Source organism: Pelagibius sp., assembly GCF_028289705.1.
GTDB lineage: Bacteria > Pseudomonadota > Alphaproteobacteria > Kiloniellales > Kiloniellaceae > Pelagibius.
On sequence record NZ_JANQOI010000129.1, the window covers coordinates 1 to 19,827 of the forward strand.

The following is a 19,827-nucleotide window of genomic DNA, read 5'->3' on the forward strand; positions in this document are numbered from 1 at the left end:
TCCAGCAGGTGCCGGGCGAGGACGGCATAGTGCGCCGCCGGCCAGCGTTTGCCCGGGCGGTGGGCCGAGCCGCCGGGGACCAGCAAGGCATAAGCTGGCGGCAGGTCGAAGGCTGCGAGGTCTGCCGTCAGAAACGACAGGTCCGGCAGGCCCGGCCGGGCAATCCCGCCCAGCGCCAGTTGATCGGCCTCGCGGTCGCAGATGTGCATGGTCCGGTCGGCCGGCTGGACATAGCGGTGGGAGGCGCCGGCGGCGATGCCGATCCACTCCGGCTTCGGGCGCCCCAGCAGCCGGAAGTAGCCGCCGCTGCGGTCGGAGCGCTGCAGGTCGTAGACGCGCGAGAAACCGCCGCCGTTCAATCGGCGCCGCAGCGCGAGCCACGCCAGGGGCTGCCACCTGCCTGGCCGGCTGTCGGTCCAGACACGCTGGAAACAGCCGCTGGCCTCCGCCAGGGCGCGGTAGGGCGCTGTGGTCAGCAGGGTGATCTCCGCCGCCGGATGATGCGTGCGGATCGCCTGAAAGGACGCGATAGACAGCACGAAGTCGCCGAGGGCGGAGAGCTTGATGACCAGAATCTGTTCGGGAGGCATCGCGGACATGACTCTCACTAGCCCGCGCAGCGGCGGATTGAAAGACCCTGGCACGCTGCCCTCTGGCACAATCGCATCACCATAGTCTCATCAACAACGGGGAGATCAGAAGTAGGCCGGCTTGAATTGAAGCACGCGCATCTGTGTTGATTTGTGACAGGGTATTTGACGTTGCTGGGGACTCACCAAGTGATCACATGCTCTCGCAAACCAACTAAGTGATTCAAATGATTCAATATTTTTTGCTCTTTACTAAATTGTTGATTCTATTATATTTTTTAATAGACTGATTACTATACTGGCTTCATGCAGAACAAAACTCATGCTGTGATGGCCCAGCGGAGTGAGCCACGCGACAGCCCCGATGACTTTCCAACTCCGCCTTGGGCAACTCGTGCCCTGGTCGAGTACGTGTTAGAGATTGGCGAGCCAATTTCGAGCAAAACATGTCTTGAACCAGCATGCGGCGCCGGGTACATGGCGCGCGCGCTCAATGAGTACTTCAACGAAGTGTCTTGCTCTGATGCCTTTGACTATGGGTACGGCGATCGTCGAGACTTCCTAACGTTTCCATTTGAGCCCAGAAGCTTTGATTGGGTGATCACAAATCCCCCATTTCGGCTTAGCGAGAAGTTTGTGATTCGGGCTCTGGAGATCGCAAGGGAAGGTGTTGCTGTCTTGGCCAGAACTGTGTTCATAGAGAGCATTGGACGTTATCGTAATCTGTTCGAGCACACTCCACCCACGAAACTTGCCCAGTTCACCGAGCGTGTCCCAATGGTAAGAGGTCGACTGGATCGAAGGGCGACAACGGCGACCGGATATGCTTGGTTGGTCTGGACCAAGGGCCGCGAAGACGTCGTGCCGCAGCTTATGTGGATACCACCTTGCCGCAGAGAGTTGGAACGCGGATCTGATTACCAACCGACGACGTCCTCGGAGAGAGTATTGCTCTAGCTATGCCTCATCTGCGTCGTATCTACCTTCGGCCTTCTTCAGAACCTCAGCAGCTTCGGAAAGTCCAGAGACACCTTTGGACTCGATTATCTCCAATGCTTTGCCGATTGATCGTCTTAGGCGGCGTCCCTTCACACCCGGCGGCCCCTTAGGTGGAAGAGTCTCGGTGGAAGCTGCGTTCACCGTCCCATAGTCGCCATTCTTGACCTCTGCTATTCGGCCTTGATTCACTCCGAACCACGCGGCGATATCGTGATCTCGGTCCCCTCTGGCAACCATGCCCAAAACAACACGCGCGTCGCTCTTCGTTAGGTGTATTCCGCTGGCCTTTCCACGACTCATAGCAATCCTCTCGATATAGTGGTTATCAGCTGATACTTATGAACGCATTACGTCTAATGCGAGTCGTTTTTTCTCCGCTTCCCACTTCGAGGCAATTGGAGCATTCCTAGCTTCTTTCGCTTGGAATCCCGAAGGTCTAATAGCGTTTGGATCAATTGAGGCACCATTGGCGCATTGAATGTCCACGCACGGCTCCCGTATATTCTTGGTTTAGACGCTGACAAGTGCCCGCATTCTCTGGGCAAGTTGTGTCCGCCATTCTCCCTCAGGGTGCAATGTCACAAGCAAGCAAAGGCGAGGAACGCGCGTTCGGGGCGCCGCAGACCATGGACGGCCGCACGGCCGAGTCGCTGCCGCCGTGGCTTTTTCTCTGGCTGCCTTTGGCGATCGCGCTTGCCCTTCTTGTAGTCGGCCATTGGGACATCATGTTCTACGAACGCTATATCGGCAGCGAGGTCGGGCTGCTCGAGACCAGCCACGTGCTGATCCCGCTGATCAGCGTCGGCCTCAGCCTGCGCATCCTCGCCATGGCGGAGGCCCGGGCCGACCGGCTGGTCTTCGTCTGGATCGCCCTGGCTGCGCTGGGCAGTCTCTACATCGGCGGGGAGGAGGCGAGCTGGGGGCAGCACTACGTGGGCTGGCTGACGCCGGAGGCCTGGCAGGCGGTCAACGACCAGGGCGAGACCAACCTGCACAACACCTCCTCCTGGCTCGACCAGAAACCCCGGGCGCTGCTGGAAGTCGGCGTCATCGTCGGTGGCCTCATCATCCCGCTTATGGCGCTGCGCTGGCCGCGGCTGCGCGAGGGCCGCTTTGCCGTCTTCCTGCCGCCGCTGGTCTGCTTTCCGGTGGCGGTCATCGCCATCGGCTCCAAGCTCTGGGAGCGGTTGCAGGATCAGGGGCTCTGGGAGGTCACGTTGTTCCAGCGCGCCAGCGAGATCCAAGAGCTTTACTTCGCCCTCTTCATCCTTTTTTATCTGCTGGTCTTCCGAAAACGCCTGCTGCTGCGGCGGTCTGCCGACGCGGCGCCCGCATAGACGCCGATGCCTGCAGCCGCGGATGTCCCCGCGGCTGTCCTCTAGCCGAAGGAGACGATCATCCCCATGCCGCGGGTGCTGCAGGCCCTGGCAGGCGCGCCGGAAGGCGGCGCGGAGATGCACTTCCTGCGGCTCTGCCTGGCCTTGCGGCGGGCGGGCGTCGAGCAGCGGGTGGTGATCCGCCCCCATCCCAAGAGCCTGGAGGTCTTGCGGGCCGGCGGGATCGAACCGGTGACGGCGCGCTTCGGCGGCCTGTTCGACCGTGAGACGGGAAAGGTCCTGCGCCGGGAGATCGCCGACTTCGGGCCGGACATCGCACTGACCTACATGAGCCGCGCCTCGGCCGCCATGCCGAAAGGGGACTTCCTGCACCTCGCCCGCCTTGGCGGCTATTACGACCTCAAGTACTACCGGCGCTGCGACCATATGGTCTGCATCACGCCTGATATCAAGGCCCACTGCGTCAAACACGGCTTTGCCGACTCGCGGGTCCATGTGATCCCGAACTTTGTGGAGGATCACCGGGCGCCCCCGCAGGACCGCGTGGCGCTGGAAACGCCACCGGAGGCGCCGCTCGTCTTCGCCCTGGGCCGGCTGCACGAGAACAAGGCCTTCGACATCCTGCTGGAAGCCGTCGCGAAGGTGCCGGCGGCCTATCTCTGGCTGGCCGGTGACGGTCCTTTGCGCGGGCGCCTGGAGCAGCAGGCCGAACGCCTGGGCATCGCCGGACGGGTCCGCTTCCTCGGCTGGCAGCACGACACCGCGCCCTACTTCGCCGCCGCCGACGTCTACATCGTTCCCTCGCGCCATGAGCCCCTGGGCAGCGTGGTGCTGGAGGGCTGGATGGCGGGAGTGCCGATGATCGCCGCCGCCAGCCAGGGCCCGTCCTGGCTGGTCAGGGACGGCGACGACGGCCTGCTGGTGCCCATCGACGATGCGGCGGCCATGGCTGCAGCCATTCAGCAGCTCATCGGCGATCCGCAGACCGCCGAACGGCTGGTTCAGAACGGCCGCCGCCGCTACGAGGAGGGCTTCACCGAGGCGGTGGCCGTGCGCCGCTATCTCACGCTTTTCGATTCACTCATGGCCGGGTCCGACGAAGCACCGCGCGGAACCGGCTTGCCGCTGTCACGCTAACTGAAAGGGGGTATCTGCCATGGCCAACGACTGGGATCTCGTTATCAAGGGCGGTCAGGTGTTCACGCCGGCAGGATTGGTGGAGGCCGATGTCGCCGTGAAGGACGGCCGCATCGCCGATATCGGCGCCTTTGCGGAAGGGCAGGCGGGTGAGGTGTTCGACGCTACGGGCCTGACGGTGCTGCCCGGCGTGATCGACACCCAGGTGCACTTCCGCGAGCCCGGCCTGGACGCCAAGGAGAACCTGGAAAGCGGCACCCGCGCCGCCGTGCTGGGCGGCGTGACGGCGGTCTTCGAGATGCCCAACACCAACCCGGCCACCATCGACGAAGCGGCGCTGAACGACAAGCTGGCGCGCGCCAAAGGCCGGGCCTGGTCCGACCACGCCTTTTTCATCGGCGCTGCCGCTGAGAACGCCGAGCGCCTGGGCGCGTTGGAACGCCTGCCCGGTTGCTGCGGGGTGAAGATCTTCATGGGCTCCTCCACCGGCTCGCTGTTGGTGCCCGACGACGAGACGCTGCGGACCGTGCTGCGCCACGGCACCCGCCGCGCCGCCGTCCACTCCGAGGACGAGCCGCGGCTGCGCGAACGCTTCGAGCTGGTGCGCGACGGCGCCTCGGTCGATCAGCATCCGGTCTGGCGCGACGAGGAGAGCGCGCTGCGCTCCACCCGGCGCCTTCTGAAGGCGGCGCGCGAGGCCGGGCGCCGGGTCCACGTGCTGCACATCACCACCGCCGACGAGATGCCGATCCTCGCCGCCAACAAGGACATCGCCACGGTGGAGGTGACGCCCCAGCACCTGACCCTGGCGGCGCCGGACTGCTACGAACGCCTCGGCACCCTCGCCCAGATGAACCCGCCGATCCGCGCCGAACACCACCGCGACGGCCTCTGGGAGGGGCTGCGCCGGGGCATTGTCGACGTCGTGGGTTCCGACCATGCGCCCCACACCCGCGAGGAGAAGGCCGGCGACTACCCGCGCACCCCCGCGGGCATGCCGGGCGTGCAGACCCTGCTGCCGCTGCTGCTCGATCACATGAACGCCGGGCGCCTGACGTTGGCGCGGCTGGTTGACCTCACCTCCGCCGGCGCCCAGCGCATCTACAACATCGCCGGCAAGGGCCGCATCGCCGTCGGCTACGACGCCGACTTCACCCTGGTGGACCTGAAGGCCCGGCGCGAGATCACCGGCGACTGGCTGGCCTCCAAGTGCGGCTGGTCGCCCTTCGAAGGCATGACCGTCACCGGCTGGCCCATGGCCACCATCGTCCGCGGCAGCATCGTGATGCGCGACGGCGAGCTGCCCGGCGAGCCGGCGGGGAAACCGGTGCGGTTTTTGGAGACGATGCCGCAGACCGAAGCGGGCTGAGATTTCGCGGCAGATTTCCGGATCTGCGGGATCGAGAGCATTGTTGCGGAGGTGGGCTTTTGACCCCAACCGGGATTTCGCGGCTGGTCATGTGAGCAGCGCCCAAACGGACATTTGGGACGTTGGCACGAATGAGAAAATCGGCAACACAGCCCCGCTGAAACGCGGGGCCGTGAAGCTTGTTCATGTGGCCGACTTCAGTTCGATTGATTGGTGCGCCCAGTTCTCGGCAATGGCTGCATGATGGGTAACCAGGACAATGGAGATGCCTTTGGCCTCCGTGATTCCGGCCAGTAGCTCGAGCGTCTGACGCTGTGTGATTGGATCCAGTCGGCTGGTCGGCTCATCAGCAAGCAGAACAACCGGCCCCACGGTGAGTGCGCGGGCAACCGAAATCCGCTGCAGCTCTCCGCCCGATACGGCGTCCGGACGCCGCTCTAGCAGGTCGGGTAACAGGTTCAAGGCAATCAGATACTCCGTGACGCGGTCCCAAGTGACGCCGTGCAGCCGGGCGACGTCCCGCAGGCTTTGCTCCAAGGGAACATGAGGCGGAAAAGCGGCGGGTGGATCTTGGTAGAGTTTCTGCACCGCGTGCCGCCCCAGGCTCTTGGCCCGTTGAACGTTTCCGCGCGCAGGGGCGATCAACCCTGCAAGCGTGTCGAGAAGGGTTGTCTTTCCGACGCCGCTGGGGCCCGTGACTGCGACGCGCTCGCCCGCCCGCAGGGACAAATCGAAGCCTTCGATCAACACCCGGTCGCCCCGGGTGACTGCAAGGCCCTCGGCGGTGAGGACGACAGCGCCGTCTGGTGCGGTCCCTGATCTTGGCCAGGCTTGCGGGTCTGCCGCCAAAAGGTCTTGAGTGTAGGGCTCTTGCGGTTTCGCCAAGATCTGATCGGTTTGCCCCTGCTCGATCACGCGGCCATCGCGCAACACGATGATGTTTCCACCGAGGGCGCGCGCGACCGCGGCTTCGTGGGTGATCACCAAAAGCGCTCCGCCGTCCTTGGGCACCTGGGTGAGTAAGCCAACCACACGAGCATGGCGCTCCGCATCCAATCCCTTGGTCGGCTCATCGGCCAGCAGGATCGGGGCGCGGCCTGCCGTCGCGGCGGCAAAAGCAACGCGTTGAGCCATGCCTCCGGACAGCGCACCGGGCAAGCGGCGTTCGGCGCCCACTAGGCCCAGGGTCTCAAAATCGCGGACGCATGCATTTCGTGCGCCTTCTGGAGGCAAACCGGCGACATAGCGGTGTGCCTCGGCCACCTGCCGCCCCGCCTGCATCAAGGGATCAAGCGCGAGCCATGGTTCTTGCGGAAGCGTCGCGATGTCGCGCCCCCAAAGTGCAGAGCGGTCGGTCGGGGAGAGGGTATCGACCTGCCGACCATTGATCGTAACTTTGCCCTCGGCCCGCAGTTCCTTGGGCAACGTACCGAGGATAGCCTGCGCGGTCAGGCTTTTGCCTGCGCCGGTTTCGCCCATGATGACCAGCGTCTCACCTGCGGCGACCCGGAAACTCACTGGACCCAGCAGCCTGGTTGCCCCGAAAAAGACCGACAGTGCATCCACAGCGATGCTGGGCGCGTCACTTAGGGTCATGGTCGGCGCATCCCGCCGACGCTGAGGTGGAGAGCAAGGACCGTGATCACCAGGCAGGCAACGGGTTGCAGAATCAGGAACGGTGCCTCGCGCCAATAAGGCAGCAGCTCGGTCATCATGACGCCCCATTCAGCCGTGGGCGGGCGCACGCCCACGCTGACGAACCCAAGCGCGGCAACGGCCGTGACTGCGGTCGCCGCACCGAAGGCTGCGATCGTCAACAGGCCGGGACCGATTTCCGGCACGAGGTGGCGGCGAATGATGAGCCCTGGCGTCAATCCCAACAGGCGCGACGCTTCGACTGCCGGCTCCGCCATCACGATGCGCGCGCGTTGGCGGGTGTAACGGAAGTACTCCACCCAAAGGGTCAATGAGATGCCCGCGTAGAGGGCCCACCATGACCCCGGTGAGATCGCCGCAAGCATCAACACCAACAAGAGCCCGGGAAGGGCAAGGACCGCGTCGGCGAAGCTGGTCAACACCCGGTCGGTCCAGCCCCCGTACCAAGCGGCCACGATCCCAAGGAGTGTCCCCGGCAGCCCGGCTGTCAGTACCGACAGAACGGCAAGCGAGAGCGAAAGCTGCGCGCCCGATAGCAACCGGGCCGCCATGTCTCGGCCCAGGTGGTCGGTACCCAGCAGATTGTCGGCGCTTGGCGGTTGCCGCGCTTCCAGCAGCGACTGTTTGGCCGGATCCTGTCCTACAAGGTCGGGCCCAGCAACGGCACACAGAGCCAGAAGCGCGAGGAGCGTGAAACCAAGCCCCCGAGCGGGCCTGATCCGCGGCCAGGAACGGCGGGCTGGGGGCATGGCGTCGATCTGCGTGAAATCCGTCATGCGGAGCGCGTCCTGGGATCGATGCCACGGCACGCGAGATCGATGGCGAGATTCAGCGCCACATAGATCAGACCGAGTGTGAGGGCGGTGCCCTGGACCATGGCGATATCGCGGGCGAAGATCGCGTGGACCAGGGCGTGGCCAATGCCGGGCCAGGCAAAGACGGTCTCGACAATGACGACGCCTTCGATCAGGTAAGCCATCTGCACGCCGACATAGGTGACGACGGGCAGTGACGCATTGCGCAAGACATGCCGCAGAACGGTAAAGCGCGCCGAAAGCCCCTTTGTCCGCGCGAAAAGCTGCCACTCTGCTGCCATCGCGTCGACCACCGCATCGCGCACCACCCGGTTTGAAACGGCAGCAAGGCCCAGACCGAGCGTTAATGACGGCAGGACCAGGTGTTCAGGTCCACGAAAGCCGGCCACGGGGAAAAGCTTGAGCTGAACGGCAAAGGCCAAGACCAAAACGACGCCAAGCGCGAAGGCGGGAATCGCCCGCACGAAAACCGAAAGCGCCAGGGTCACCCGGTCCACCACGCCACCGGGCTTCATCCCCGCCGCGACCCCGACGGGCACTGCAATAAGCAGCGAGGTGATGACGGCACCGGCGGCAAGAAGCAGCGAATAGCCAAGTTGCACCGCGATCTCGTCGACCACTGGCGAGCCATAGACAAGAGACCGGCCGAGATCGAACTGCGCCAAGGCCCCGAGCCACGCAAAGAGCTGCACGCTCCAGTGCCGGTCGAGCCCCAGCTCGAGCCGAACCGCCTCTGCGGCAGCGGCGTCCATCATGTCATAGCCATAACGCCCGGCTGCGATCCGGTAAGCCGCATCGCCGGGCAGTGCCTGCATCATGGCGAAGCTCACGATGCCCACGATCACGGCGACAATAAGGGCTTGCAGCCCTCGCTGGGCAAGGGCTGCAAGGAAGGGCCGGGCAGCGGTCATTCCGACCAGGAGATCTTGCTCAGACCGTAACTACGCTGCAGCGGATCGATGATCACCCCTTGCAATCCGGAGGCGATGGCAACGGTGTGCTGGTACCAGACGATCGGGATCACCGGGAGTTCGTCGTGCAGGATACGCGCCACCCTGGCGATGTTCTTGGACCGGAGTGTCTGATCGCCCGTTGCGGCAATGGCGGTCAGGGCGTCAGCGACCTCTGCGTTTTCCCATCCCATGGCGCCCCAGTCACCGCCACCGCTGCCGAAGTCTTGCAGGACCGTGCCGATTGGATCCGGCGTCAGCGAGTAGTTCCGCGCGTAGAGAGCGACGTGCAACGTGCCGTCCTGATGGCCGGCTGGAATCTCCGAGTAGTTGGCGACGCTCACTTCCAGTTCCACGCCGATCTGACGCCACTGGTCCTGAAGCGCCGCGGCAATCAGCGGAAGCTCCGGCCGGTCGGGGAAGGTGCGCAGCAGGATGGAGAAGCGTTCGCCGTCCTTCACCAGGATGCCGTCGTCGCCGGCCGTCCAGCCGAGTTCGGCCAGCAGCCCCTTCGCGGCCTCCATATCAAAGCCCAGGCGCGGCAGCGCGGGATCGTGCCAGCCGCTCAGCGCCGGCGGGAACAGTTGGCCCGCCGCGGCTTCGGGGAAGCGGGTGATGGCGGCGGCAATTCCGTCGCGATTGATTGCAAGGCTCAAAGCCTGGCGCGCGCGGGGATCGCTGAAAAACCGATGCCCGGCGTTGACTTTCAGGGTGACGACACGCGGGATCGGCACCGCGACGGTTTTCACGCTGTCCACATCCCCCAGGCGCGCAAAGCCCGAGGGGTCGAGGGTGAAGACCATGTCCGCGTCGCCGCTTTCTGCCAGCAGGGCACGGGTCTCGGCGCGGCCTGCCGCGAGGTAGCTGGCCTTTGCGAGTTTGGGCGCGACACCCCAGTAGGAGTCGTTGCGCAGGAGATCGATGCTCTGCGGCGGCGTGAAACGCTCGACCTTGAAAGGCCCTGTGCCGATCAGGGCGGCGGGTTGGCCGTCTGCGTCGAGCGCGCTGGGAGCCTGGATGATTGTCGTCGCATGGGCCAAGAGCGCGGGCAGGGCTGCAAAGGGCCTTTCAAGCGTGAAGACGACGGCGTGACCGTTGGCCGACACGCCGGAAACCGGCGCCTTGGCCAGCACGCCGGGCTGTTGCCAGGCGCGCGTCAATGCCTGCGCCGCGGCGGCAGAATCAAACACCGTGCCGTCGTGAAAGCGCACGCCATCGCGCAGCTGAAACGTCCATGTCAGCCCGTCCTCCGAAGCGGACCAAGAGGTCGCGAGACCGGGCCGAAGGGCGCCGGTTTCATCCGCGTCCACCAGATTTTCCATGATTTCGAGTTTTTGGATTGCGAAACCGGAAACGGCGGGGTCGAAGCTTGTGACCTCCCAGGGCGCCGCAATGGTGACCCTCGACTTGTCTTGGGCGAGGCCTGGGGTGGCGAAGAACAAAACAGAAACAAAAACGGCCGCGCAAAGACGTCGGATCATTTTGGGCCTCCAGAATATGCCTGATACCCCCGCGTCAACGGGACCAATCGATAATGATATAACATTACATTTCAAGTCAAGGCGCTGCCGTGCTGATCCTGGGGTCGCCTGTGCAGAGACATCCTGCCCGCCTGTTGGCCGATGCAGTGGCATGTGATGCGCACGGAGGTGGGGGCCGGACCGGCGTCCAGCCCCTGGGCGGCCAATTCTGCGCGGTAGCCGGCCAGCCGCTCGTGGGCCCGGCGCCGATCTTGTCAGGCAAGTCCTCAACCCCAGGAAAACCACAGAATCCGCGGTTTTCGGGGGTTCCTGCGCCTGTACGCACGGGGGCGGCTCTGTTAGTGTGCGCCGCGGCAAAACACGGGAGACCTGCCATGACCGCCTGTATCGTCGGATGGAGCCACACCCCCTTCGGCAAACACGAGGGCGAGGACGTCGAGTCGCTCATCGGCAAGGTGGCGACCCAGGCTCTCGAGGACGCCGGGATCGGGCCCGACGAGGTCGACGAGATCGTCGTCGGCCACTTCAACGAGGGCTTCTCGCAGCAGGCTTTCCCGTCCTCCCTGGTGCTGCAGTTCGACGACCGCTTCCGCTTCAAGCCGGCGACCAGAGTGGAGAACGCCTGTGCCACCGGCTCGGCGGCCATCCACCAGGGGCTGAAGTCCGTCGCCGCGAAGTCGGCGCGTTTCGTGCTGGTGGTCGGGGTGGAGAAGATGACCGCGGTCTCCGGCAGGGAGATCGGCGATCTGCTGCTGAAGGCCTCCTACCTGAAGGAGGACGGGCAGATCGAGGGCGGCTTCGCCGGGGTCTTCGGCCTCATCGCCCAGCAGTATTTTCAGAGACACGGCGACCAGAGCGACGCCCTGGCCCGGATCGCGGCAAAGAACCACGAGAACGGCGTCGCCAACCCCCTGGCCCAGATGCGCAAGGACCTGGGCTACGACTTCTGCCGCGAGGTCTCGGACAAAAACCCCCTCGTCGCCGGGCCCCTCAAGCGCACCGACTGTTCGCTGGTCTCCGACGGCGCGGCGGCCCTGGTGCTCACCGACGTGGAGACGGCGTTGGCCATGAACAAGGCGGTGGTCTTCCGCGCGGCGCAGCAGGTCAACGACTTCCTGCCCATGAGCAAGCGCGACATCACCCTCTTCGAGGGCTGCGAGCAGGCCTGGAACCAGGCGCTGGAGGCCGCGGCGCTCAAGCTCGACGACCTGAGCTTCGTCGAAACCCACGACTGCTTCACCATCGCCGAACTGCTGGAATACGAGGCCATGGGCCTCACCAAGCGCGGCCAGGGTGCGCGGGCCATCGAAGAAGGCTGGACGGCCAAGGACGGCAAGCTGCCGGTCAATCCCTCCGGCGGGCTGAAGTCCAAGGGCCACCCCATCGGCGCCACCGGCGTTTCCATGCATGTCATGAGCGCCATGCAGTTGACCGGCAGCGCCGGCGACATGCAGGTGAAGGACGCCAGGCTGGGCGGCATCTTCAACATGGGCGGCGCGGCGGTCGCCAACTACGTTTCGATCCTCGAACCTCTGCGGTAGGGGTCCGGCCCCATGGGCAATGTCATGAACCTCGGGCGGCTGCTGTCCGACACGGCCCGGCGCCTGCCGGACCGGACGGCCCTGGTCTGGGGCGGGCAGCGCTGGAGCTGGGCTGAGACCAACGCCCGGGTGGACGCACTGGTCGCGGCGCTGCGGCGGCGCGGGCTCGGCAAGGGCGATCCCATCCTGGTGCAGACCCGCAACTCCAACCAGATGTTCGAGAGCCTCTGGGCCGCCTTCAAGCTGGGCGGCATCTGGGTGCCGACCAACTACCGTCTGACGCCGCTGGAGGTCGCCTATCTCGCGTCCTCCTCAGGTGCCAGGGCGCTGATCTATGACGACTGCTTTCCCGCCCACGCCGATGCGGCGCGCACGGCCTCCGAAGAGCTGGGTCTGGTGGTGGCGGTCGGAGAACCCCGGGAGGGGGAGGCCGCCTTCGAGGATCTGGTGGCCGAAGGCGCACGGGCGAAGGAAGCCGAGGCCGAGGTCGACTACGGCGATCCCTGCTGGTTCTTCTACACCTCCGGCACTACCGGGCGGCCCAAGGCGGCGGTGCTGACCCACGGCCAGTTGACCTTCGTGGTGAACAACCATCTGGCCGATCTCATGCCGGGCACCGGCCCCGAGGACGCCTCGCTCGTCGTCGCGCCGCTCAGTCATGGCGCCGGCGTCCATGCCCTCTCCCAGGTGGCGCGCGGCGCCCGCTCGGTGCTGACGGCGGCGGAGCGCTTCGATGAGGAGGAGGCCTGGCGCCTGGTGGAGGAGCATCGCGTCTCCAACATGTTCACCGTGCCCACCATCCTGACGCGGCTGGTGCGCAGCCCGGCGGTGGACCGCTACGACCATTCTTCCCTGCGCTACGTGATCTATGCCGGGGCACCGATGTACCGGGCCGACCAGAAGGAGGCGCTGGAGCGGCTCGGCAAGGTGATCGTGCAGTACTACGGACTGGGGGAGGTGACCGGCAACATCACCATCCTGCCGCGCGAGCTGCACAGCCTGGACGATACGGCGATGCCGCTGGGCTCCTGCGGTTATCCGCGCACCGGCATGGAGGTCGCCATCAAGGACCCGGAGGGCCGGCGCCTCGCCAGCGGCGAGCAGGGCGAGATCTGCGTACGCGGACCCGCGGTCTTCGCCGGCTATCACAACAACCCCGAGGCCAATGCCAGTGCCCTGAAAGACGGCTGGTTCCACACCGGCGATCTGGGGCGCGTCGACGACGAAGGCTTCCTCTACATCACCGGGCGGGCCTCCGACATGTACATCTCCGGCGGCGCCAACGTCTATCCGCGCGAGGCCGAAGAGGTGCTGCTGACCCATCCGGCGGTGGCCGAGGTCGCCGTGCTCGGCGTGCCGGACCCGGACTGGGGCGAAAGCGGCGTCGCCGTGGTGGTGCGCGAGGCGGGCCTGCCGGCGGAAGAGGATGAGTTGCTGGGCTTTCTGAAGGACAAGCTGGCCCGTTACAAGCAGCCGCGGCGGCTGTTTTTCTGGGACGAACTGCCGAAGTCGGGCTATGGCAAGGTGCCCAAGCACCTGATCCGCGAGCAGCTCTACGCCCGCGGCGACCTGCAGGAGGGGGAGGCGGCCCAATGAGGACCCTGGTGCAGCCGGGTGCCCCCTTGCAGCCGCGCCGCCTGCTGGAGTGGGCGGCGCCGACCCCGGATCTGCGGGTCACCTTGGCGGCCGGGCAGGACTTGCTGCTTGGCCTGGTGGCGGCCCTGGCGGCGCGGTCGGTTAGCCACGCTGCCGTTCAGGTCCTCTCCGCCGACATCGCGCGCATGGCCTATCTCACCGGACAGCCAGACCGTTCGGGCGAACGGGTGGCGACCTATGGTGCCCCCACCTGGCTCGAGGGCCCGGTCACCCTCCTGGGCGGCAACGGCATCCTCGGCCCCGGTCCCGACGGCGACACCCTGCTGCACTGCCATGCCGTGATGGTCGACGCCGCCGGGCGCCTGCATGGCGGTCATCTGCCGCCGGGGGACTGCCTGCTGGCTGCCGGCGGTGCGGCCGCCTTGGTGACGCCGCTGCGCGAGGCCGCCTTTGCCGCGGCCTTCGACAGCGAGACCAACTACCCCCTGTTCCAACCGCGAAGGCTGTGAGCATGACGACGACCGAATCGGCAAGCCTGGAAGACGGCCGTCTCGGCCGCATCGCCGTCATCCGCCTGCGGCCCAACGAGGATCTGGTGGGCGGGATCGAGGCGGCCTGCCGCGAGCACGGGCTGCGCCATGCCGTCGTGCGCTCGGCCGTCGGCAGCCTGGTGGATGCGGTCCTGGAAGCCGGCGGGCAGACTGTCTCGGTCTCCGGGCCCGGCATCGAGATCCTCACCCTGGGCGGCGAAGTGCGCAGCGATGCCGACGGTTTGCCTCTGGCCGAGCTGCGCGGCACCATCGCCGACAGTGCGGCACAGGTCTACGGCGGTCGCTTCCGCCGCGACGAAAACCCCATCTGCATCACCCTGGAGTTGGTGCTGCAGGAATGGCTGCCGGCCTAGGGATCACCCCAGACCGGCGGAACGGATAAGAAAGGAAAAGGCGTGTTCAAGGCAATCCTGCTGGAAGAGACCGACGGCAAGGTCTCGGCCAGCCTCACCGAGCTTGAGGAAGACCAGCTTCCCGAAGGCGATGTGACCGTCCTGGTCGACTATACGACGCTGAACTACAAGGACGGCATGGTCCTGAATGGGATCGGCCGTCTGGTGCGGAGCTATCCCCATGTGCCCGGCATCGACTTTGCGGGAACCGTGGAGGTCAGCAGCCACCCCGACTACCAGCCCGGCGATCAGGTCGCCCTGACCGGCTGGCGTGTGGGGGAGATGCATTGGGGCGGTCATGCCCAGAAGGCGCGGGTGAAGGGCGACTGGCTGGTGCACCTGCCCGAAGGCCTTTCGAGCCGGCGGGCCATGGCGGTGGGCACGGCGGGCTTCACCGCCATGCTGGCGGTGATGGCCCTGGAGGACCACGGCCTCGACCCCGCCAAGGGTGAGGTTCTGGTGACCGGTGCGGCGGGTGGCGTCGGCTCGGTCGCCGTCGCCGTCCTGCACAAACTTGGCTATCAGGTGGCGGCCTCCACCGGTCGCGCGGAGACCCACGGCTATCTGAAGGACCTCGGCGCCACGACCCTCATTGACCGCGCCGAGATTGCGGAGCCGTCGGGCCGCCCGCTGGACAAAGAGCGCTGGCAGGCCTGCATCGATTCTGTGGGCGGGTCGACCCTGGCCTGCGTGCTGCCGCAGATCGCTTATGGCGGATCGGTGGCCGCCGTGGGGCTGGCCGGGGGCAGCACGCTGGAGACCACGGTGCTGCCCTTCCTGCTGCGCGGGGTCAATCTGCTGGGAATCGACTCGGTGATGTGTCCGCTTCCGCGGCGCAAGGCGGCCTGGAACCGCATTGTCGCCGACCTGCCGCTGGACAAGCTCGACGGCATGATCAACGAAGCCAAGCTCGCCGACCTGCCGGGGCTCGGCAGCGATATCCTGAAAGGCCAGGTGCGTGGGCGCGTCGTGGTGAGCACGGCGGAATGACCGGGCCCTCCCTGTCGGCAGGGCAGCCCGCCGATGAGCGGACGACGCCGGCCGAGCAGGCCTGGGCGGGAACGGCGGTCTACACGCCGGCCAGCCTGAAGATCTACGACTTTCTTGTGCTCTGGCTGTCCAACCGCTCGCTCTGGGGCTGCCCGACCCGTGAGTTGCTGGCGCTCTACGACGACAACGTGAGCGGCAATCATCTGGACGTCGGTGTCGCGACGGGCTTCTTTCTGGACCGCTGCCGCTTCCCGGTCGCCAAGCCCCGCCTTGGGTTGCTCGACCTCAACCCGACCTGCCTGGAGGCGGCGGCGCGGCGGGTCGCCCGCTATGCGCCGCAAAGCTACTGCGCCAACGTGCTGGAGCCCATCGCCATCGATGCGCCACCCTTTCAGTCCATCAGCATCACCTATCTGCTGCATTGTCTGCCCGGCCCGATGGCGCGGAAGGCGGCGGCCTTCCGGCATCTGAAACCCTATCTTGCCCCGGGCGGCGTCCTCTTCGGCGCCACCATTCTGGGCCGCGGGGTCCCACACAACGCCTTGGGCCGCAAGGTGATGGCGCTCTACGAATCGAAAGGCATTTTCGGCAATGCCGAGGATGACGAGGCCGGCCTGCGCGCTGCCCTGTCGGACCAGTTCTCCGAGGTGGCGCTTCGGCTGCGCGGGCGGGTCGCGATCTTCACCGCGCGCGGTTAGGGCGCTTCCTGCATCATCGGGAGTAAGAGCGTTCGGGCGTCGCTCAGATCGGCGTTGCCACGGCTTTCGGTGAAGCGCCCGCAGACCGCTTGCAGCAGGTCTTCGGCCTGATCCACCCGGCCCTGGCTCTGCCAGAGCTTTGCAAGGCTGCAGGCCGCGCGGAGCTCCAGGGAAAGGGCGCCCTGTTCCCAGGCGATGTGGCGGGCCTGTTGAAAGTGGTGCTCGGCGAGTTCGTCCTGTCCGGCGGCCGCTCCCAGGAGGATCTCTCCGAGCATGCGGTGCGCCTCGCTCTTGGCCCAGTGGCCCTGGCGCCTTTGGGTGATCTCCTCGAAGACTTCATTGATGACACAGCGCGCCTCGTTGTACCGCCCGGCCCGGCCGAGGCAGTCGGCAAACAAGGCGTAGTGATAGGGTTCCCGTCCGGTTCCGCCGGCACGTCTGGTCCGGTCCAGCACCTGCCGCATCTCGTTCAACGCGGCGCTTTCCCCGCCGTGCCGAAAGCGGCACCAGGCGAGCGAGAAGCGGGCGATGTTGATGTGCATGGCAAAGCCGAGTTCCTCGCCCAGACATAGCAGCTTCCGGGCCACCGCGCCCAAGGCCTCGCAGTCGCGGCTGGCCAGGTAGAGATCGGCGGCATTCAGATAGACGCCGGCCAAGCTCGGCCGGTGGCCGATGCTCTCGGCAAGCGCGATGGCGCTGTCCATCTCGCGCCGCGCCGACTCCGTCCGGCCCTGCAGTCCCAGCACGATGGCGCGGGTCCCGCGGGCGCAGCAGATGGGATCGTGGCCGCCGAAGGCATAGTGCGGAGCGGTCTGGAACCGCGGTTCCGCCAGCGCGATGCCGGCTTCGGCGTGCTCGATGGCTTCGGCCAGGGACCCGGTGAAGCGGGCCGTCGTCCAGATGGCATGGCGCGCCTGAAGGTCGAACTCGGCATCGGACTTCCGCTGTGCCAGACCAAGCATCTCCTCGGCCAGACCGCCCGACTCCTCGAAGGCCGCGTTCAGGACCTTGTAGCGCCAGAGCCCCCAGAGCGCGACGAAGCCTTCGCGAGCCTGGGCAATGCGGTCGCTGAGGGCCCGGGCCTGACGATAGATCTCGCCGACCTCCGCGGCCCCGGCGCCCTTCAAGGCCTGAAGCACGACGCCGAGCTCGATCAGAATGGTCAGCTTGGTCTTGGCCAGCGCGCTCTCCTCCGGTTCTTCCGCGATGAGATCCAGGGCTTCCTGGAAGTGAGCGGCAGCCTCAACGCCGGTCGCACGCGCCGCCGCCTTACGTCCGGCGGCCAGCCATTGCTTCACGGCGCGGCGGCGCTGGCCGGCGGCCGTCAGATGCCGCGCCAGAATCTCCGGCCGTGCGGCAACCAGCTCGCTAAAGTGGTCCTCCAGGGCCTCGGCGATCTCCTGATGGATGGCGCGCCGGGATTTGGCCACCAGACCCATATAGGCCACCTCCTGGGTCAGGGCGTGCTTAAAGGCAAAGATGTGCTGCGGCGCGCCGCGGCGCTCGTACAGCAGCTCCGCTTCCTGCAGGCGCTGCAGGCTCTCGTGCCGCAGGGAACCATCCAGCCCATCGACCCTGGCCAGCAGCTCCAGCGGGATGCGCGCGCCGATCACCGCGGCGATCTGCAACAGGCGCTTGTCCGCGGGAGGTAGCCGGTCGATGCGCGCGGCGATGACCGCCTGCACGCTGTCCGGGATGTCGGCCTCTTCGCCGGCGGTCCCATGACTGAAGGCGAGCTCTTCCAGGAAAAAGGGATTGCCCTGGGCCCGGGCGATGATGCCTTCCAGGGCTTCGGGGGAAAGCGCCATCTTTTTCGGCACCGAACGGATCAGCGCCCGGCTGTCGGAGGGGGCGAGCGCCGGCATGGCGATCTGGGTCACCGAGGAGCGGCCCTGCCAAGGTGCCTGGTAGCCGGGCCTGTGGGTGACCAGCAGCAGGATCGGCCGGCCGGTCAGCCGCATGACCTGCTCCGCCAGCCAGGCCTGCGAGGTGGCGTCGATCCAGTGAAGATCCTCGATCAGCAGGACCAGGGGGCGGTGCCGGGCCGCCTGCGCCACAAGGCTGTGCAGGCAGGCAAAGGTGCGTTGCCGCTTCTCCTCTGCCGACAGGTGGCGCAGCGCCTCTGCGTCGAAGGTGAGGCCCAGAAGCTGGAGCAGCAGCGCGCCGGTTTCCGGCTCGTCCAGGCCCGCCTCGGAGAGCCGCTCGCCCAGAAGCGCACCAAGCGCCTCGTCGCTGACCGGTTTGCCCGCGGCGCAGAACTCCCGTAGCAAGCGGGCGAGCGGCAGGTAGGGGCTGCCACGCCCGTGGGGCAGGCAGTGGGCGCGCAGAACCCGGACCTCGGAGCCGGCAAGGCTCGCTTCCAGTTCCGTTGCGAGGCGCGACTTGCCGATGCCCGGTTCGCCGACGATGTTGACCACCTGGCCGCCACTGGCTGCCAGACCGTCGACACGCGCGCGCAGCATCTCCAGCTCTCTGGCACGGCCGACGAAGCTGCTGAGGAAGGGCTGTGCCCGCCGCGGCACGCCGGAGAGGCGGTGGGCGAAGGCGTGGGCCTGAAAGGCCCTGGTGTCGCTGCCGTCGGGGGCGAAGAGGCTGGCGATGATCTCGGAGCCGACGATCTCGTAGGTTTCCGGGCTCGTCAGCACGGCGCCCGGTGGCGCGATGCTGCGCAGGCGTTTGGCGGTTTCGGTGGTTACGCCGATGGCAGTGAAGATCTCGCGGGAGCCGGCCTGCCGCAGCCCGACGACCGCCGGGCCGGTGTGGATGCCGATACTGAGCCGCAGGGCATCGGGCTGCAGGGCGGCCGGCGCGTCGCCTGCCGTGCCTTCGCCCTGGAAGTGGCGCATCAGCTCCATGGCCGCGCTGACGGCGCGGCGGGCATGATCTTCCAAGGCGCGGGGGGCGCCGAAGAGGGCGATCAGGCCGTCGCCCTGCCACTGCGCCACGGTGCCCTCGAAGCGCTCGACGATTTCGCCGGCTGTCTGCTGCAGCCGCTCGACGGTATCGGCCATGGTCTCCGCGTCGATGGTTGCCGCGAGAGCCGCGGCGCCGCTCAGCGCACAGTCCAGAACAGTCACCTGCTTGTGCTCGCGGCCGAGCACGAAGACCGCCTCCTCCGGGGCTGACTCGCCCTTGGCCGTCGGCTCGTCCGATGAGGCCACCGCGTCGACGGCCACAGCGCCGGGATCCTCCGGCCGTTGCACCGGGGTGAGCAGGCGATAGCCGGCCTTGTGCACCGTTTCGATGTACTGAGGGTTCCGCGCCTTGTCCTGAAAGGCACGGCGCAACTCGGCGATGGCCTGGGTCAGAACCTCCTCGCCCACGGTGACCTCGGGCCAGACCTGATCGAGCAGGTCGTCCCGCGACACCACCGCCCCGGCGGCCTGCGCCAGCACCATCAGCACGCGAAGCGCCTTGGGCGAGACGCGCCGGGTCTGATCGCCCCGGCTGACCTGCCGGGTCGCCGGGTCGATTCGGAATGCCCCGATCAGCAAAACGCCGGGCGGCCCCTGCCGTCCGGGCGGATCCTCATTGTATGCCACGCACTCTCCCAATGGCCTATCCCCGAAGTCCTGAAGTGGGCGCGGATCATGATCACCCAGTGTTTCAGTTGCATTTCTCGCTGCAGCCAATCGCCGCCCCTGGATCACATCTGCGTGAGGGATCGCAGGGCTAAGGGTGGGGCGACCAGGCCCTCGGGCACCGGCCGGAACGGCGCATTGGGG

The 19,827-nt window shown here is 66.5% G+C and carries 15 protein-coding genes; 9 read left to right on the plus strand and 6 right to left on the minus strand.

Going from position 1 to position 19,827, the window contains the following annotated elements; genetic code table 11:
* Window positions 1–590, minus strand: a 590-nt coding sequence (locus Q0996_RS16470) for a glycosyltransferase family 9 protein (RefSeq protein ID WP_299622107.1), incomplete at its 3' end; no start/stop codon positions are given.
* Between the two features lie 1,574 nt (window positions 591–2,164).
* Between Q0996_RS16470 and Q0996_RS16475 the strand changes: the two genes are divergently transcribed.
* The 3 genes from Q0996_RS16475 (at window position 2,165) to Q0996_RS16485 (ending at window position 5,432) form a co-directional block, all read left to right on the plus strand.
* On the plus strand, window positions 2,165–2,926 hold the full coding sequence (locus Q0996_RS16475) for a hypothetical protein (RefSeq protein ID WP_299622110.1): 762 nt from the start codon (window positions 2,165–2,167) through the stop codon (window positions 2,924–2,926).
* Between the two features lie 66 nt (window positions 2,927–2,992).
* Window positions 2,993–4,063 (plus strand): glycosyltransferase, encoded by a 1,071-nt coding sequence (locus Q0996_RS16480; protein ID WP_299622113.1) that lies wholly within the window; start codon window positions 2,993–2,995, stop codon window positions 4,061–4,063.
* A gap of 19 nt (window positions 4,064–4,082) precedes the next feature.
* On the plus strand, window positions 4,083–5,432 hold the full coding sequence (locus tag Q0996_RS16485) for a dihydroorotase (RefSeq protein WP_299622116.1): 1,350 nt from the start codon (window positions 4,083–4,085) through the stop codon (window positions 5,430–5,432).
* A gap of 183 nt (window positions 5,433–5,615) precedes the next feature.
* On the opposite strand, the gene Q0996_RS16490 is transcribed toward Q0996_RS16485, so the two are convergent.
* From Q0996_RS16490 to Q0996_RS16505, 4 genes are read right to left on the minus strand one after another with little or no spacing between them, the layout of a single operon-like run.
* Window positions 5,616–7,028, minus strand: coding sequence for an ABC transporter ATP-binding protein (locus Q0996_RS16490; RefSeq protein ID WP_299622119.1), 1,413 nt, complete (start codon window positions 7,026–7,028; stop codon window positions 5,616–5,618).
* Entirely contained in the window at window positions 7,025–7,864 is an 840-nt protein-coding gene (locus tag Q0996_RS16495; protein ID WP_299622122.1) for an ABC transporter permease, read from the minus strand. The genes Q0996_RS16490 and Q0996_RS16495 overlap by 4 nt, the downstream gene beginning before the upstream one ends.
* On the minus strand, window positions 7,861–8,814 hold the full coding sequence (locus Q0996_RS16500; protein WP_299622125.1) for an ABC transporter permease: 954 nt from the start codon (window positions 8,812–8,814) through the stop codon (window positions 7,861–7,863). The genes Q0996_RS16495 and Q0996_RS16500 overlap by 4 nt, the downstream gene beginning before the upstream one ends.
* Window positions 8,811–10,334 (minus strand): ABC transporter substrate-binding protein, encoded by a 1,524-nt coding sequence (locus tag Q0996_RS16505; protein WP_299622127.1) that lies wholly within the window; start codon window positions 10,332–10,334, stop codon window positions 8,811–8,813. The genes Q0996_RS16500 and Q0996_RS16505 overlap by 4 nt, the downstream gene beginning before the upstream one ends.
* A 374-nt stretch (window positions 10,335–10,708) precedes the next feature.
* On the opposite strand from Q0996_RS16505, the gene Q0996_RS16510 reads away from it, so the two are divergent.
* The 6 genes from Q0996_RS16510 to Q0996_RS16535 are packed head-to-tail and all read left to right on the plus strand — an operon-like array spanning window position 10,709 to window position 16,102.
* Window positions 10,709–11,875 (plus strand): acetyl-CoA acetyltransferase, encoded by a 1,167-nt coding sequence (locus Q0996_RS16510; RefSeq protein ID WP_299622130.1) that lies wholly within the window; start codon window positions 10,709–10,711, stop codon window positions 11,873–11,875.
* A gap of 12 nt (window positions 11,876–11,887) precedes the next feature.
* Entirely contained in the window at window positions 11,888–13,471 is a 1,584-nt protein-coding gene (locus Q0996_RS16515) for an acyl-CoA synthetase (RefSeq protein WP_299622132.1), read from the plus strand.
* Entirely contained in the window at window positions 13,468–13,980 is a 513-nt protein-coding gene (locus tag Q0996_RS16520) for a DUF296 domain-containing protein (RefSeq protein ID WP_299622134.1), read from the plus strand. Before Q0996_RS16515 ends, Q0996_RS16520 begins: the two co-directional genes overlap by 4 nt.
* A gap of 2 nt (window positions 13,981–13,982) precedes the next feature.
* Window positions 13,983–14,375, plus strand: coding sequence for a DUF296 domain-containing protein (locus Q0996_RS16525; RefSeq protein ID WP_299622136.1), 393 nt, complete (start codon window positions 13,983–13,985; stop codon window positions 14,373–14,375).
* A gap of 42 nt (window positions 14,376–14,417) precedes the next feature.
* Complete coding sequence (locus tag Q0996_RS16530) at window positions 14,418–15,404, plus strand: MDR family oxidoreductase (RefSeq protein ID WP_299622137.1); 987 nt, start codon at window positions 14,418–14,420, stop codon at window positions 15,402–15,404.
* A complete protein-coding gene (locus Q0996_RS16535) occupies window positions 15,401–16,102 on the plus strand; it encodes a methyltransferase (RefSeq protein ID WP_299622139.1) in 702 nt (233 codons plus the stop codon). Before Q0996_RS16530 ends, Q0996_RS16535 begins: the two co-directional genes overlap by 4 nt.
* Here Q0996_RS16535 and Q0996_RS16540 read toward each other — a convergent pair.
* Window positions 16,099–19,644 carry an AAA family ATPase gene (locus Q0996_RS16540; protein WP_299622141.1) on the minus strand — a complete coding sequence of 1,182 codons (3,546 nt, stop codon included), beginning with the start codon at window positions 19,642–19,644 and terminating at the stop codon, window positions 16,099–16,101. The two genes, Q0996_RS16535 and Q0996_RS16540, sit on opposite strands and share 4 nt — an antisense overlap.
* Window positions 19,645–19,827 lie beyond the last annotated feature (183 nt).

Coding starts and splice junctions, on each gene's coding strand:
- Q0996_RS16475 (WP_299622110.1), top strand. CDS start 2,165: ATGTCACAAGCAAGCAAAGGCGAGGAACGCGCGTTCGGGGCGCCGCAG.
- Q0996_RS16480 (WP_299622113.1), top strand. CDS start 2,993: ATGCCGCGGGTGCTGCAGGCCCTGGCAGGCGCGCCGGAAGGCGGCGCG.
- Q0996_RS16485 (WP_299622116.1), top strand. CDS start 4,083: ATGGCCAACGACTGGGATCTCGTTATCAAGGGCGGTCAGGTGTTCACG.
- Q0996_RS16490 (WP_299622119.1), bottom strand. CDS start 7,028: ATGACCCTAAGTGACGCGCCCAGCATCGCTGTGGATGCACTGTCGGTC.
- Q0996_RS16495 (WP_299622122.1), bottom strand. CDS start 7,864: ATGACGGATTTCACGCAGATCGACGCCATGCCCCCAGCCCGCCGTTCC.
- Q0996_RS16500 (WP_299622125.1), bottom strand. CDS start 8,814: ATGACCGCTGCCCGGCCCTTCCTTGCAGCCCTTGCCCAGCGAGGGCTG.
- Q0996_RS16505 (WP_299622127.1), bottom strand. CDS start 10,334: ATGATCCGACGTCTTTGCGCGGCCGTTTTTGTTTCTGTTTTGTTCTTC.
- Q0996_RS16510 (WP_299622130.1), top strand. CDS start 10,709: ATGACCGCCTGTATCGTCGGATGGAGCCACACCCCCTTCGGCAAACAC.
- Q0996_RS16515 (WP_299622132.1), top strand. CDS start 11,888: ATGGGCAATGTCATGAACCTCGGGCGGCTGCTGTCCGACACGGCCCGG.
- Q0996_RS16520 (WP_299622134.1), top strand. CDS start 13,468: ATGAGGACCCTGGTGCAGCCGGGTGCCCCCTTGCAGCCGCGCCGCCTG.
- Q0996_RS16525 (WP_299622136.1), top strand. CDS start 13,983: ATGACGACGACCGAATCGGCAAGCCTGGAAGACGGCCGTCTCGGCCGC.
- Q0996_RS16535 (WP_299622139.1), top strand. CDS start 15,401: ATGACCGGGCCCTCCCTGTCGGCAGGGCAGCCCGCCGATGAGCGGACG.